Genomic DNA, 13708 nt, shown 5'->3' with positions numbered 1-13708 from the left:
GCCGGACCTGTGCATCTCTCCCCATTCTTTATATCCGACATTTCGGATGCATTCTTGGGGCCGACCCCGACGCCCGGGCGCCTCTCGGTGGCACCATGACCCGGTGACCCACGCAATGCCGCGCACCATCCAGGTCGTCGCCCACCGCGGCGCCTCGGAGGATGCCCCCGAGCACACCCTGGCCGCCTACCGCAAGGCCATCGAGGACGGCGCCGACGGCCTCGAATGCGATGTCCGACTGACCGCGGACGGCCATCTGGTCCTGGTCCACGACCGCCGGGTGAACCGCACCTCGAACGGCCGCGGTGCCGTCTCCGCCCTGGAGCTGGCCGATCTCGCCGCCCTCGACTTCGGCTCCTGGAAGGACCGCGAGGAGTCCCCCGACTGGGACGCGGACCCCGAGCGCACCTCCGTCCTCACCCTGGAGCGCCTGCTGGAGCTGGTCTCCGACGCCGGACGGCCGGTACAGCTCGCGATCGAGACGAAGCATCCGACCCGCTGGGCCGGACAGGTGGAGGAGCGCCTCCTCGTCCTCCTCAAGCGCTTCGGCCTGGACGCCCCGCCCGCCGAGGGTCCGCACCCCGTGCGGGTCATGAGCTTCTCCGCGCGCTCCCTGCACCGGATCCGGGCGGCCGCGCCGACGATCCCGACCGTGTACCTGATGCAGTTCATCTCGCCCCGGATGCGGGACGGGCGACTGCCGGCCGGCGTGACGATCGCCGGTCCCGGGATGCGGATCGTGCGCAATCACCCCGGCTTCATCCACAAGCTCCAGGGCGCGGGCCACTCCGTGCACGTATGGACAGTGAACGAACCCGAAGACGTTCAGCTCTGCGCTGATCTAGGCGTGGAAGCAATCATCACGAACAGACCACGCCAAGTTCTGTCCCAACTCGGGCGCTGAAGTCCCCTTTTGCACACCCGCCACTCCCAACTCGCCCGTTACAGGGTGTGCTCCGGCGCATCCGCTCCGCATTCGGTCGACATGAATGCGTCAGAGGGTCCCGCTTCGGGCTCCTTCGACGGTTTCCGGTCCAGGCCATTGGGGCATCCAGACCATGCGTGGGGCTAAGGAGGTTCCGGGGGTGGCGTTGGTGGTGGCACAAGAAGTGCCCACGTCGTCGTGCATGGACGTACGCCATGGTCCTGCGGGCGTGGGCAAGGCGAGACACCGGATGCGCGAGCAACTGCGTATCAGCGGGGTGTCCGAATCGGTCGTGGACGATGCCGTACTGATCCTTTCCGAACTGCTCAGCAATGCCTGTCGACACGGCAGGCCGCTCAGCTCTCGGGAAGTCGGGGACGGGGAGATACGCGCTGCATGGCGCGTGGACAGAGCGGGACGACTGACGGTCGAGGTCACGGACGGAGGCGGGCCCACCCGCCCGGTTCCTGCCACGCCCTCGGTCACCGCACGGGGCGGCCGGGGACTGAACATCATCAGCGCCTTGGCCCAGGACTGGGGTGTCCGGGACGGAGCGGCGGGTGAGGTCACCGTGTGGGTGATCGTTGCCTGTGGGCCCCGGCACGAGGATTTCGCTACGCGCGTTGCGCCGCCGGCGATCGACTTCAGTACGGCGTTCGACGACCTCGATCCCTGAACCCGGGATCCCCGACCGCACGACGGACACGCCAGCACGACCGACACGACCGACACGAGAGCAAGGCAGCACGACAGCAGCACAGCAGTACCGGTCATCCGCACGGGCGGCCGTCCGGGAGCGCACGCCGACCGTGCTCCCGGCCGCACCCCACCGGTTCCGGCGGTACGAACGGCTAGGCTCGCGCCCAGACACGACGCCGTACCGCCGCAACCGGGAGACACGCACGATGGCCAAGAAGCGCCCCGCAGCCAAGACTGCAAAGCCGCAGCTCAACAACGGTGAGATCCCCGTCGTGGGCGCCCGCGAGCCCTGTCCCTGCGGATCCGGCCGCCGCTACAAGGCCTGCCACGGCGCTGCCGCCGCGCACGCCGTCACCGAGCACGTGCGGCGCCCCTTCGAGGGACTGCCGGGTGAGTGCGACTGGGTCGCCCTGCGCGAACTGGTGCCCGCCGCCACCGTCCCGCTGTCCCTCAAGGGCGGTCTGCCCGAGGGCGTCCCCTCCGTCACGCTGGTGACCGTACTGCCCATGGCCTGGCCGGCGCTGCGCCGTGAGGACGGGTCCGTCCTCCTCGGCCTGCAGAACGACTCGTCCTCCGGAGACCTCGGCCGCGACATGGCCGACACCCTGGAGCGTGCCCTCGTAGCGGAGCCCGGTACGCCGGTTGCCGCCCGCCGGGTTCCCGCCGAGGGTCCCCGACTTCAGGATCTCCTGGACGCCGACGGCGGTTTCGAGCCGGTTGTTCACACCGGGTTCGAATTCTGGATTCCGGAATCCGAGAGCGCTCAGAACGCCTCCCCGGAGATCGCCGCCTCGCTGGAGCGCGCCAACGCGGCTGCCATTCCCACCGTCAAGCTGACCGGCGTGGACGCCGCCTACTGGTGCGAGACGCCGGACAAGAACCACCTGCGCTGGGTCATGCCGCACCCCGAGGAGAAGCTGCTCGACGCCCTCGCGCGGCTGCACGCGGCCGGCACGTCCTCGCTCGGCGAGGGCACGAAGCTCGTCGGCTCCTTCCGCGCCCACGGCCTGATGGTTCCCGTCTGGGACCTGCCCACCGGGGTCACGGCCGAGGACGTCGAGAAGCCCGCGGCGGAGTTCGCGGAGCGGCTGGCCGGGGCTCTGGCCACGGACGCCCCGCTGACCACGGAGGAGCGCCGGGCGCGCGGCGGACTCACCAACCGCCAGGTGACGCTCAGCTGACCGAGCGCCCGCGTGGAGCCGGTGACCGGAGTCACAACTCCCGCTAATCGTCTGCAAATCGGTGTCTGAATATCGGAGATCGAATTTGCGAACAGGCGATCTCTTGTTACCGTTCTTGTAGCCCGGTCGCTGGTGCATCCCCCGTCGCCAGCGACCGGGCCCTTGATTTTCGGGGTGCGGTCAACCGTCACCCGGTGCCGGTGAGTTGCTCCCGGACCTCAAGAGCAGTTCCCCTTCATCATCCGGAACTGCAAACTCCGCTACGGCGGAGTAACTCGCCGGATCGCCCGCCGATGCCTCCTTCGGCGTCTCGCACAAGCCCGGTTCGTCGCCCGCACCCATCGCACACCGGATCTGGACTGTGCGCCCGGCCGGACCCATCACCGTCAGCACGGCATCCAGCGCGCGACCACTCGTGTTCCGGTAGTAACTCCGGCCCCATGTCTGGCCTTCGCCGATCAACACACAGGTTTGTGCCTCCACCCCGTGCGGCGAAGACAGTTCGGGTCCGCAGTGGGAATCCGTACGGGGCTGTTCGGCCGGGCCGGGCTGCTGCGGGCCGGCCGTCGGCGCCGAGCGCGCGGGAGACGTGCGGGAGGAGTCCGAAAGCCCGAGCGCCGAGAAGAGGCCGCCACCTTTTCCGTCCTCCTGACCGGCAAAATCCGGCTCGGCGATCGCCCCGGCGAGCGGGAGCGACAAGACGATCAACACACCGGCGCCGATACCGATCAGGCGGAGATTCATTCGCCGAAGATAGCGAGGAGGGAATGGGGCACGGAGATCCCCGCGCCCAATTCCCTTGGAAACTCGCCCCACCGACACTCGTACGAGTGATCCGCACAGGCCCGGCAGGTCAGTACGCGAGCCTGCTGCCGCCGCCTGGCGCACCGCTGCTGGCCTCGACCAGCGCGTCCACGACCGCCTCGATCTCGGGCAGCCAAAGGTTTCCCGCCCGCTCTTGCGCCTGCGTCAACTGCGCGTGCGCCCGCGCCGACCGTGCCCACGGCCGCTGCGCCGCCGCCTGCGCCCGCGGTTCCCGTTCCCAACGCACCTGGCCACCGCTGGACGCGGCGGACGGCGGCAGCAACAGGTAGCCCCCCTCACCGTGGAAGCGCAGGGATGAGGGCACGTGGTCCTTCGCGTACAGGAGTTCGCCGAGCCGCTCCAGCGAATACGGCGCCACCAGCAGTGCCCAGCGGGTGGGCGTGGCCACGACCGGACCGAGCCGCATGCCTTGCGCGTCCAGTCGTACGAGGGCGCGCGCGGCCGCACCGGCCGGCAGGCTCACCGCGCACGGGGCGGCCCCTCCGGTGGCCATCAGGATGGGGGCGGCGGGCCGGTTGGTCCACCACCAGGTCACCATCCGGGAGTCGGTGGTGGCGGCGAGCAGTCCGGGATCGAAGGGATGCGCGCCGGGGACGGCGCAGTCGGGGTCGGGGCAGGCGCATCGCTTGGCGTCCGTGCCGGACCGGCCGACGCCCGGCAGGACGGGCCATTGCCAGGTGGTGGCGCAGACGAGCGCCGCGTCGAGGAGAGCGGACGTGCTGCCGCTCCGGCCAGGGTCGGGGCGCAGGGATTGAAAGCGATCGCGGAGCCGCTGGAGACGCCTTCCGAGGATCTCGCGCATGTGCGCTCGTTCCTTTCCGTTGAACGCCGAGGGCCACATCACACCATGTAACCGGTGTCTCACCACACGTACAGGTTTCGCGTCACTGTCCGCCAGAAGCAGGTTCACACGGTTCGTGCAGTCTTCTTACAGGTCCATCAAACGTCCCGCGGGGGTGGAGCGCGACCCGCGCCGGCCACCGAGACCGGCGGCCGCCGCTAAGGACGACGGCCCGCGCCGGGTGGTTCCCGGAGACGCCAACTGGCCTCGTACATCACCGAGTACGTACCCGAGGCCCCTGCGGAGCCCGCTCAGTCGATCGCAAAAACCGACTGCTTCCCGCTTTTTCCGGCCAAGTTCTAGCCTTGGCTCGACGGTGAGTTGCCGTCTCACGGACACCAGGATTCCCACCTGGGCAATGCTGGACATGCATCCACGTGTGCGTGTAGATGTGGATTCCTTGATGGCGGCGCAGCACGATCTGGGGGTTTGCGATGCTATTTGGCGAATCGCACCAGGTGGAAAGGCGGACGCCATGAGCGCTCCGCATCTACCGAAAGTGGCTGGAATCGATCCAGCAGCAACCGCGTCGCCGGACACTGCGGCACCCGCGCCCGCCCGGACCACCCCCGCACCGGCCCCTGCGCCCGGCGGCCCGGGCAGTGTCATCCAAGACCGGCTGGCGGGCATGGTCTCGGACCTCACCACCCTGCACGAGCTCACCGAGCGCCTCGCCCGTGCCAGCGACCTCGACACCTCGCTGCGCGAATTCCTGCGCGCCGGAGCCGCGCTCGTCGGCGCCCGCCGCGGCCTGATCGTCCTGGAACCCTCCGACGGACTCGGCCCGACCAGCACGATCGGCCTCGGGCTCGGCCACGCGGAGCTCGGCCACATCGAGACCGTGCCGCGCAGCGCCACCTCCTACGGCCGGATCCTCGACGGTCTGCCGGACGCCCAGGGCGGCTCCGATTTCCTGCCCGAACCGGGCGCTCCCCCCGGATCCGGGGGTTTCGCCGCCCCCGTGGACCCCCGCCACCGCGAGGTCGCCGCCCGGCTCGGCTACGCCGCGAGCTACTCGCTCCCCCTCACCGCCGAAGCGACCGGCCGGCTCGGCGCGGCCGTCTGGCTCTACGACGAGCAGGCCGAGCCGAGCGAGCGGCAGCGCGACCTCGCCGGGCTGTACGTGCGGCACGCCGCCGAGCACCTGGCCCGGATGCTGGAGGTGGAGCGCTCCCGCTCGCACCTGGCCACCGTCTCCGAGGAGCTGCTGCCGAGCCGTCTCCCCCGGATCCCCGGGGTCCAGCTCGCGGCTCGCCACCACACGGGGCCGCTCGGCGGGGGCGACTGGTACGACGCCCTGCCGCTGCCCGAGGGCGCCCTCGGACTGGCCGTCGGCTCCGTCACCGGATCCGGGCCGAGCGCCGTCGCCGCGATGGGGCGGCTGCGCGCATCGCTGCGCGCCTACGCCGTCATGGAGGGCGAGGACCCCGTAGCGGTCCTGTCCGACCTGGAACTGCTGCTGCGCCTGACCGAGCCCGCCCGCGCCGCCACCGCACTCTTCGCCTACTGCGAACCCGCCGGGGGTCCGCAGTCCGACGGCCGGAGCAACAAGATCATCCTGGCCGGTGCCGGGCACACCCCGCCGCTCCTGATCGGCGAGCACCGCACCGAGTACGTGGAGACCTCGCTCTCCGCGCCCCTGGGCATGCTGTCCTGCTGGGAAGCGCCGAGCGTGGAGATCGAACCTGCACCCGGAGAAACGGTGCTTCTCTACACTGACGGGCTGCTGCACCACACCGGCGACCCGATGGACCGGGCGTACGCCCGGCTGCACGCCGCTGCTGCGGGGGTCCCCCGCAGCGTCCGCGAGGACCCGGCGGCCCTGTGCGAGCACATCCTGCGGACCGTGCTGCCCGGCGGGGAGCCGACCGATGCCCCCGAGGACATCGTGCTGCTTGCGGCCCGGTTCGAATGAGGCGCGGAGACCGTTCCGCATCGTGACGGATTCCACGATTCGGAACGGCTCTCTACGCACACGCATACGATGGATGCGGTCCACACCCAGGTCCGTACCGTCGTAGCTGAGGAGAAGACGTGGCTGACGAGCTCACCCCGGAGACCCCGGAAGAAGAGCAGCCCAAGAAGACGCACAAGCAGCGCAAGAACGGTCTGTACCCGGGCGTCAGCGACGAACTCGCCGAGAACATGCGCAGCGGCTGGGCCGACACCGAACTGCACGGGCTGGAGCCCATCGCCCAGGCCGCGCACACCCTCGCCCGCCGCGACGCGCTGTCCCGACGCTTCCCGGGCGAGCGCCTCGTCATCCCCGCGGGCCGCCTGAAGACCCGCTCGAACGACACCGAGTACCCCTTCCGGGCCTCGACCGAGTACGCGTACCTCACCGGCGACCAGACCGAGAACGGCGTCCTGGTCCTGGAGCCCACCGGGCCGACCGGTCACACCGCGACCGTCTACCTGCTGCCGCGCTCCGACCGGGAGAACGGCGAGTTCTGGCTGTCCGGCCAGGGCGAGCTGTGGGTCGGCCGCCGTCACTCCCTCGCCGAGGCTGAGCAGCTCCTGGGCATCCCCGCGAAGGACGTCCGCAAGCTCGCCGAGGCCCTCACCGAGGCCGAGGGCCCGGTTCGCGCCGTGCGCGGCCACGATGCGGTGATCGAGTCCGCCCTCACCGACAAGGTGACCAAGGAGCGCGACGAGGAGCTGCGCGTCTACCTCTCCGAGGCCCGCGCCGTGAAGGACGCCTTCGAGATCGGCGAGCTGCAGAAGGCCGTCGACTCCACCGTCCGCGGCTTCGAGGACGTCGTGAAGGTCCTGGACAAGGCCGAGGCCACCTCCGAGCGCTACATCGAGGGCACCTTCTTCCTGCGCGCCCGGGTCGAGGGCAACGACGTCGGCTACGGCTCCATCTGCGCCGCCGGCCCGCACGCCTGCACCCTGCACTGGGTCCGCAACGACGGCGACGTCCGCTCCGGTGACCTGCTGCTGCTCGACGCCGGTGTGGAGACCCACTCCCTCTACACCGCCGACGTCACGCGGACGCTGCCGATCAACGGCACGTACACCGACATCCAGCGCAAGATCTACGACGCGGTCTACGAGTCCCAGGAAGCCGGCATCGCCGCGGTGAAGCCGGGTGCGAAGTTCCGCGACTTCCACGACGCCTCCCAGCACGTGCTGGCCGAGAAGCTCGTCGAGTGGGGCCTGCTGGACGGCCCGGTCGAGCGCGTGCTGGAGCTGGGCCTGCAGCGCCGCTGGACCCTGCACGGCACCGGCCACATGCTCGGCATGGACGTCCACGACTGCGCCGCCGCGCGCACCGAGGCGTACGTCGAAGGAACGCTGGAGCCGGGCATGTGCCTGACCGTGGAGCCGGGTCTCTACTTCCAGGCCGACGACCTGACCGTGCCCGAGGAGTACCGCGGCATCGGCGTCCGGATCGAGGACGACATCCTCGTCACGGAGGACGGCAACCGGAACCTGTCCGCCGGGCTGCCCCGCGCCTCTTCCGAGGTCGAGGCCTGGATGGCGCGCCTGAAGGGCTGACGCCTGCGCGTTGCGCATCGGTGGGCGGGATTCCTTTGCGGGGTCCCGCCCACCGGCGTTCCCAGGACACCCGACCCATCGGGCTGACGGCGCCTACGACACCTTCAGCAGCGCGTCGTCGCGCCACTTCAGGATCTTGTCGAAACTCACCACCGCGCCACGGCCCGGCCGGTTGCGGAAGCGGACGTGATCGGCGAGTTCGGCGATCAAGTGCAGGCCCCGGCCGTGTTCGGCCAGGGAGGGTCTGCGGCGGGCCACCGTCGTGGGCGGGAACCCCGGCCCGGAATCGGTCACCTCGATGCGGCAGCAATCCCCGTCCAGATAGGCCGTGACGTGGTACGCCTCGGTATCGTCCGGGATTCCGCCGCCCCCGCCGTGCTCCACGGCGTTCGCACACGCCTCGCCCAGCGCCACCGAGAGATCGAAGGAGATGTCCGGGTCCACCCCCGCGGTCTCCATCGTCCCCAGCAGCAGTCGCCTGGCGAGCGGCACGCTCGCGGCTTCGCGCCTCAAGTGGAGAGACCACCAGATGCTCATACGGTTACCTATTGCCGCCCGCGAGGGGGCGTAAGCGCCCTGCGGCCGTCCGAGACCTCAATACGCCCGTTCGGCCGATGCGGCTCTCCCGAGGAGCGGTGTATGCGGCTGTCCGCAGGGGACCCGGACGGTCCTCGCACAGAGGACCCTTGTGGACCTTCCGGACCTGCCGTATGAAGCGCCTCAGCGCAGTGCGATGATGGCCCGACCATGTCTGACCCCCACGCGACGCACACCGGAGCCGGCCTCCGGCTGATCCGGGCCGCGGTGTTCACCGCGGTCTGTGTCGTGCTGTCCGCGACCGGGCACGCCCTGGCGTCCTGCGCCACCGTGCCCTGGTGGTCCCTCTGCCTCGGCTTCCTCGCCGTCTTCGCGGTCGCCGCCCCGCTCGCGGGCCGTCGGCGGTCGCTCCCCGGCATCGCCGCCGGGCTCGCCACCGGACAACTCGGCCTGCACGCGATGTTCGGCCTCGGCCAGCACAGCGCCGCGGCCGCGCAGGCACCGGCCGGCTCCGCCGACGCCTCGCTCGCCGAGCTCGCCGCGCGGCTGGTGTGCGGGGGCAACTCCGTACCGCTCAGCCCGGCCGACGCCCGACAGATCCTGGAGGCCGCGGGCCTGGACCCGGCCGCCCTGGCCGAGCAGGCGGCACAGGTCGCGCAGGCCGGGCAGGTCGTGGCGCAGGGGCACGGCGCGCACGCGCACGTGGCCCGGGCCGTCACCGCGGCGCCCGCGACAGGCCCGTTCAGCCCGGCCATGCTGGCCGGCCACCTGCTGGCGGCACTCGCCGCGGGCTGGCTGCTCGGCCGCGGTGACGCCGCGCTCTTCCGACTGGTCGAGCTGTCCCGTCGCTCCGCCGAAGCCGCCCCGATCCGTCCGCTGCGCGCCGCACTGGCCTTCGTACGCGCCCTCGGCGCCGGGCTCCCGGGCTCGGCCACCCGTACCCCGCAGGACCCGCGGACGGGGTCCGACCCCGCCCCCTGCACAGGGCGGGAAGCACTCCAGCACACGGTGATCCGGCGCGGCCCACCCGTGGCACTCGCCCTCGCAGCCTGACGCGGCACCCTCCTTCCCGGACACAGAGCGGGATACCGGTGCCGCGAACTCCGCGCGCGCCCGTGCGCGGATCCACTGCCACCACTGCTTCCGTGGAGTGTTCCTGCCATGAAGACCTCTCGCGTCTCCATCGCCGCCGCCATCGCCGCCGGTTCCGTTCTCGTCCTTTCCGGCCCTGCGTTCGCCCACGTCGGCGTGCAGCCCGTCGGCGAGGCCGCCAAGGGCGGCTACGCGACGCTCAACTTCAAGGTTCCCAACGAGCGGGACAACGCGTCGACCACCCAGCTGGAAGTCAACTTCCCGGTCGACCAGCCGCTCAGCTCCGTCATGCCGCAGGACGTTCCCGGTTGGACGGTGACGGTCGAGAAGAGCAAGCTCGACAAGCCGCTCACCGTGCACGGCAAGCAGATCAACGAGGCCGTGACCAAGGTGACCTGGTCCGGCGGCAAGATCGAGCCCGGGAAGTTCCAGCAGTTCCCGCTCTCCGTGGGCAAGCTGCCCGAGGGCGCCGACCAGATGGTCTTCAAGTCCATCCAGACGTACGACAACGGCGAGGTCGTCCGCTGGATCGAGGAAGCCAAGGAAGGCGCCGCGGAGCCGCAGAACCCCGCGCCCGTCCTGAAGCTGAGCGCCCCCAAGGGCGACGACCACCACGACGGCGGTGCGAAGGCCGACCAGCCGAAGAACGCCGACAAGGACGCCGAACACGGCCACGACGAGGCCGCCGCCGAACACGGCTCCGACACCACCGCGCGCGTCCTCGGCATCGCCGGCATCGTCGTCGGACTCGGCGGTGTCGCCTTCGGCATCACCTCGCGCCGCCGCTCCGCCTGACCCGGCGCGCCCATGGGCGCTGCCCTTCCGACACGTCCGTAGCATCCCCGATCCCAGGGACATTTCTTCATGCGCACCACACGTGTGACGGTCGCCGCGCTGCTCGCGGCGGCCGCACTCACCCTCACCGCCTGCGGCGGTGAGCCCGCCAAGCCTGGCGGAGTCACCCAGATCTCCGGCGGTCAGAGCAACGCCAAGGCCGCGACCCTCCTGGACCGCCCCTTCACCAAGCCGGAGCTCGTCCTCACGGACACCACCGGCAACCCGTGGAACCTGCGTGAGCAGACCAAGGGCAAGCCGACCCTCATCTACTTCGGCTACACCAACTGCCCCGACGTGTGCCCGCTGACGATGAGCAACATCGCCGTCGCCAAGAAGGCGCTCCCCAAGGCCGACCAGGACAACCTCCGGGTCGTCTTCGTCACCACCGACCCCGAGAGGGACACTCCCGAGTCCCTCAGCGCGTGGCTCAAGTCGCAGGACCCGTCCTTCATCGGACTCACCGGGAACTTCGCGACCATCCAGGCCGCCGCACGCACGCTCGGCATCGGCATCGACCCCGCCACGACGGGAGCCGACGGCAAGGTCGTCTCCATGCACGGCGCCCAGGTCATCGCGTTCTCGCCCAAGACCGACGAGGGCTACGTCCTCTACGGCGAGAGCACCACCGTGGACGACTACGCCAAGGACCTGCCGAAGCTCATCAAGGGGGAGAACCCGTGAACGCCCGCACCACCCGCACCCTCGCCGCCGCCCTCTCCCTGACGGCAGTGCTCGCCATATCCGGCTGCTCCGGGAAGGCCGAGCCGAAGATGACCGTGAGCGGCGCCTTCATGCCGCAACCCGTGAACGACAAGATGGCCGGCGGGTTCATGGTCATCAAGAACGGCTCCGAGACCGCCGACAAGCTCACCGGCGTCACCTCCTCGCTCTCCGACGATCTCCAGATCCACGAGACCAAGGACCAGAAGATGCAGCAGGTCCAGTCGATGGACGTGCCGGCGAACGGCGAGCTCCGGCTGGAGCGCGGCGGCAACCACATCATGTTCATGGGGCTCAAGAGCACTCCCAAGGTCGGCGAGAAGGTCACCGTCGAGCTCCGCTTCGAGAAGGCCGCTCCGGTCAAGGTCGAGCTGGACGTGAAGGACCGGACGTACAACCCTCAGGCTCCGACAGATACGTCCGGCAACGCCCACTGACGGACCGAGGAACTGACACGCCATGACGGCCACCGCCCCCGCTCCCTCCACGGCCCGCGCCACGGCATTCCTGCCACGGCTCGCGCTGGTCCTCGCAACCCTGCTGGCAGCCCTGTTCACCGCGGCCGCGCCGGCCACGGCGCACGCCGCCCTCACCGCGAGCGACCCCAAGGACGGGGCGGTGGTCGCCACGGCCCCCGCCCAGGTCACGCTCTCCTTCTCGGAGCAGGTCGCCATGGGCGACGACTCCATCCGCGTGCTCGACCCCCAGGGCAAACGCGTGGACACCGGTGAACTGCGCGACATGTGCAGCGGGAACACCATCCGCTACGGCACCGCACTGCACGCCGGACTACCGAACGGCACCTACACCGTCGCTTGGCAGGCCGTCTCGGCCGACAGCCATCCGATCTCCGGCGCCTTCACCTTCTCCATCGGCGCGCCCTCGGCCACCGATGTCACCCTGCCCACCGCCCGGGCGGGCGGCGGGCCCGTCGGCATCGCGTACGGGATCGCCCGCTACGCCGCCTACGCCGGGTTCACCGTCCTCGTGGGCGGCGCAGCCTTCATCCTGCTGTGCTGGCGCAGGGGCGCCGCCGAACGGCCGCTCCAGAAGCTCGTCGTGCGCGCCTGGGTCACCCTGACCGTCGCCACCCTCGCCATGCTGGTGCTGCGGACCCCGTACACGGGGTCCGGCAACTTCTCCGACGTGTTCGATCTCGACGGGCTCCGGGCCGTCCTACAGACCAAGACCGGGGCCTCGCTCGTCTCCAGGCTGCTCCTGCTGGGCGCGGCCGCCCTCTTCGTCGCGGTCCTCTTCGGCGTCTACGCGCGCCGCGTGGCGGGCCTCGGACCCGATGGGGCCGATGGACCCGATGGGGCCGATCGGGCCGAGCGCGCCGAGGGGGAGACCGACGGGTCCGATCAGGCCGACGGGCCCAACGGTTGCGATGAGGCCGGGAACCGGGACGACACCAGCGATCTCACCTTCGGACTGGCCATGGGCGGCGCCGTCGTGTCCGGCGGCATCGCCGCCACCTGGGCCCTCTCGGAGCACGCCTCCACCGGGATCCAGCCCGGTATCGCCATGCCCGCCGACATCCTGCACCTGATGGCCGTCGCCACGTGGCTCGGTGGTCTCGCCGCGCTGCTCGTCGCCCTCCGCAAGGTCCCCGGCATCGAGCGCGCAGCCGTCCGCCGCTTCTCCCGGGTCGCCTTCGTCAGTGTCCTGGTGCTCGCCGTCACCGGCGTCTACCAGTCCTGGCGCCAGCTCGGCAGCTGGTCCGCCCTCACCGGCACCGAATACGGGCAGCTGCTGCTCCTGAAGATCGGCCTGGGCGCCGTCCTCCTCGGCATCGCCTTCCTGTCCCGCACGTGGACCGCGCGGCTCGCCGATGCTCCCGCGGACGCCGCGACCGCCATCACCGCCGCCGCTGGGAACACCTCAAAGGATGTTTCACGTGAAACGGCCACCGGAGCCGTCTCGGAGGACACCGGTGTTTCACGTGAAACAGAGCCCGTTCCCGTACCCGCCGACCCGGAGCGTGCCGCCCAGCTCGCCCGGCAGCGTGCCGCACGCGAGAGCGCGCTGGAGAAGCGGGTGCGGGACGCCGACCCGGACCGCGCCGGCCTGCGCCGCTCGGTCCTCGCCGAGGCGGCCATCGCCGTGATCCTGCTCGCCGTCACCACCGTGCTCACCAGCACCGAGCCCGGGCGAACCGTGGAGCAGGAGACGGGCCGCGGATCCACCGCCACCGCCGTCCCCGACCGGGCCGTCAAGATCACCCTGCCCTTCGACACCGGCGGTCCGCACGGCAAGGGCTCCGTCCGGCTCGAACTCGACCCGGGACGGGTCGGGGCGAACACCCTGCACCTCTGGGCCGACTCCGCCGACGACTCCCCCTTCGACCTCCCCGAGATCAAGGTCGCCTTCACGCTTCCCGCCAAGGACATCGGCCCCCTGCCGCTCGTCCCCGAGCAGGCGTCCCCCGGGCACTGGACCGCCTCCGGTGTCCAGCTGCCGCTCGCCGGTGAATGGCGTATTGACGTGACCGTCCGTACCTCCGACATCGACCAGACCACCATCCAGAAGACCGTGAAGATCGGCTGACCA

The 13708-nt window shown here is 70.7% G+C and carries 12 protein-coding genes and 1 pseudogene; 10 read left to right on the top strand and 3 right to left on the bottom strand.

All coding sequences use genetic code 11. From position 1 onward, the window contains the following. The first annotated feature begins 115 nt into the window (after positions 1–115). From OG594_RS02320 to OG594_RS02310, 3 genes and pseudogenes are all read left to right on the top strand, one after another. Positions 116–904 (top strand): glycerophosphodiester phosphodiesterase, encoded by a 789-nt coding sequence (locus OG594_RS02320; protein WP_266602534.1) that lies wholly within the window; start codon positions 116–118, stop codon positions 902–904. A gap of 137 nt (positions 905–1041) precedes the next feature. Continuing rightward, a pseudogene (locus OG594_RS02315) lies at positions 1042–1601 on the top strand (ATP-binding protein). 229 nt (positions 1602–1830) lie between these two features. Continuing rightward, the gene (locus tag OG594_RS02310) at positions 1831–2805 is read left to right on the top strand and encodes a DUF5926 family protein (RefSeq protein ID WP_266594823.1); all 975 of its coding nucleotides are present in this window, start codon (positions 1831–1833) and stop codon (positions 2803–2805) included. Positions 2806–2985: 180 nt separating this feature from the next. On the opposite strand, the gene OG594_RS02305 is transcribed toward OG594_RS02310, so the two are convergent. Both OG594_RS02305 and OG594_RS02300 read right to left on the bottom strand, forming a co-directional pair. Then, a complete protein-coding gene (locus OG594_RS02305; RefSeq protein ID WP_266594822.1) occupies positions 2986–3549 on the bottom strand; it encodes a hypothetical protein in 564 nt (187 codons plus the stop codon). A 109-nt stretch (positions 3550–3658) separates the two neighbouring features. Then, entirely contained in the window at positions 3659–4432 is a 774-nt protein-coding gene (locus tag OG594_RS02300; RefSeq protein WP_266594821.1) for a bifunctional DNA primase/polymerase, read from the bottom strand. A 397-nt stretch (positions 4433–4829) separates the two neighbouring features. Here OG594_RS02300 and OG594_RS02295 point away from each other — a divergent pair, with 397 nt between their 5' ends. Then, positions 4830–6386 carry a PP2C family protein-serine/threonine phosphatase gene (locus OG594_RS02295; protein WP_266594820.1) on the top strand — a complete coding sequence of 519 codons (1557 nt, stop codon included), beginning with the start codon at positions 4830–4832 and terminating at the stop codon, positions 6384–6386. 119 nt (positions 6387–6505) lie between these two features. Next, positions 6506–7972, top strand: coding sequence for an aminopeptidase P family protein (locus OG594_RS02290; RefSeq protein ID WP_266594819.1), 1467 nt, complete (start codon positions 6506–6508; stop codon positions 7970–7972). A 93-nt stretch (positions 7973–8065) separates the two neighbouring features. Here the strand turns inward: OG594_RS02290 and OG594_RS02285 are convergent, their stop codons facing one another. Further along, positions 8066–8509 (bottom strand): ATP-binding protein, encoded by a 444-nt coding sequence (locus OG594_RS02285; protein ID WP_266594818.1) that lies wholly within the window; start codon positions 8507–8509, stop codon positions 8066–8068. 210 nt (positions 8510–8719) lie between these two features. Between OG594_RS02285 and OG594_RS02280 the strand changes: the two genes are divergently transcribed. The 5 genes from OG594_RS02280 to OG594_RS02260 all read left to right on the top strand — a co-directional run bounded on the left by OG594_RS02280 (position 8720) and on the right by OG594_RS02260 (position 13705). Next, positions 8720–9562, top strand: coding sequence for a hypothetical protein (locus tag OG594_RS02280; protein ID WP_266594817.1), 843 nt, complete (start codon positions 8720–8722; stop codon positions 9560–9562). 108 nt (positions 9563–9670) lie between these two features. After that, on the top strand, positions 9671–10396 hold the full coding sequence (locus OG594_RS02275; protein WP_266594816.1) for a YcnI family protein: 726 nt from the start codon (positions 9671–9673) through the stop codon (positions 10394–10396). 69 nt (positions 10397–10465) lie between these two features. Continuing rightward, positions 10466–11119 (top strand): SCO family protein, encoded by a 654-nt coding sequence (locus OG594_RS02270; RefSeq protein WP_266594815.1) that lies wholly within the window; start codon positions 10466–10468, stop codon positions 11117–11119. Further along, positions 11116–11595: a copper chaperone PCu(A)C gene (locus OG594_RS02265; protein WP_266594814.1), complete on the top strand. Its 480-nt coding sequence runs from the start codon at positions 11116–11118 to the stop codon at positions 11593–11595. Before OG594_RS02270 ends, OG594_RS02265 begins: the two co-directional genes overlap by 4 nt. Before the next feature lie 22 nt (positions 11596–11617). Next, on the top strand, positions 11618–13705 hold the full coding sequence (locus OG594_RS02260; protein WP_266594813.1) for a copper resistance CopC/CopD family protein: 2088 nt from the start codon (positions 11618–11620) through the stop codon (positions 13703–13705). Positions 13706–13708 lie beyond the last annotated feature (3 nt).

Source organism: Streptomyces sp. NBC_01214, assembly GCF_026340975.1.
In the GTDB taxonomy this organism is placed as follows: domain Bacteria; phylum Actinomycetota; class Actinomycetes; order Streptomycetales; family Streptomycetaceae; genus Streptomyces.
Note: the sequence above shows the minus strand (reverse complement) of the source record. Positions and strands in the feature narration are given on the sequence as shown.

Coding starts and splice junctions, on each gene's coding strand:
- OG594_RS02320 (WP_266602534.1), top strand. CDS start 116: ATGCCGCGCACCATCCAGGTCGTCGCCCACCGCGGCGCCTCGGAGGAT.
- OG594_RS02310 (WP_266594823.1), top strand. CDS start 1,831: ATGGCCAAGAAGCGCCCCGCAGCCAAGACTGCAAAGCCGCAGCTCAAC.
- OG594_RS02305 (WP_266594822.1), bottom strand. CDS start 3,549: ATGAATCTCCGCCTGATCGGTATCGGCGCCGGTGTGTTGATCGTCTTG.
- OG594_RS02300 (WP_266594821.1), bottom strand. CDS start 4,432: ATGCGCGAGATCCTCGGAAGGCGTCTCCAGCGGCTCCGCGATCGCTTT.
- OG594_RS02295 (WP_266594820.1), top strand. CDS start 4,830: ATGCTGGACATGCATCCACGTGTGCGTGTAGATGTGGATTCCTTGATG.
- OG594_RS02285 (WP_266594818.1), bottom strand. CDS start 8,509: ATGAGCATCTGGTGGTCTCTCCACTTGAGGCGCGAAGCCGCGAGCGTG.
- OG594_RS02280 (WP_266594817.1), top strand. CDS start 8,720: ATGTCTGACCCCCACGCGACGCACACCGGAGCCGGCCTCCGGCTGATC.
- OG594_RS02275 (WP_266594816.1), top strand. CDS start 9,671: ATGAAGACCTCTCGCGTCTCCATCGCCGCCGCCATCGCCGCCGGTTCC.
- OG594_RS02270 (WP_266594815.1), top strand. CDS start 10,466: ATGCGCACCACACGTGTGACGGTCGCCGCGCTGCTCGCGGCGGCCGCA.
- OG594_RS02260 (WP_266594813.1), top strand. CDS start 11,618: ATGACGGCCACCGCCCCCGCTCCCTCCACGGCCCGCGCCACGGCATTC.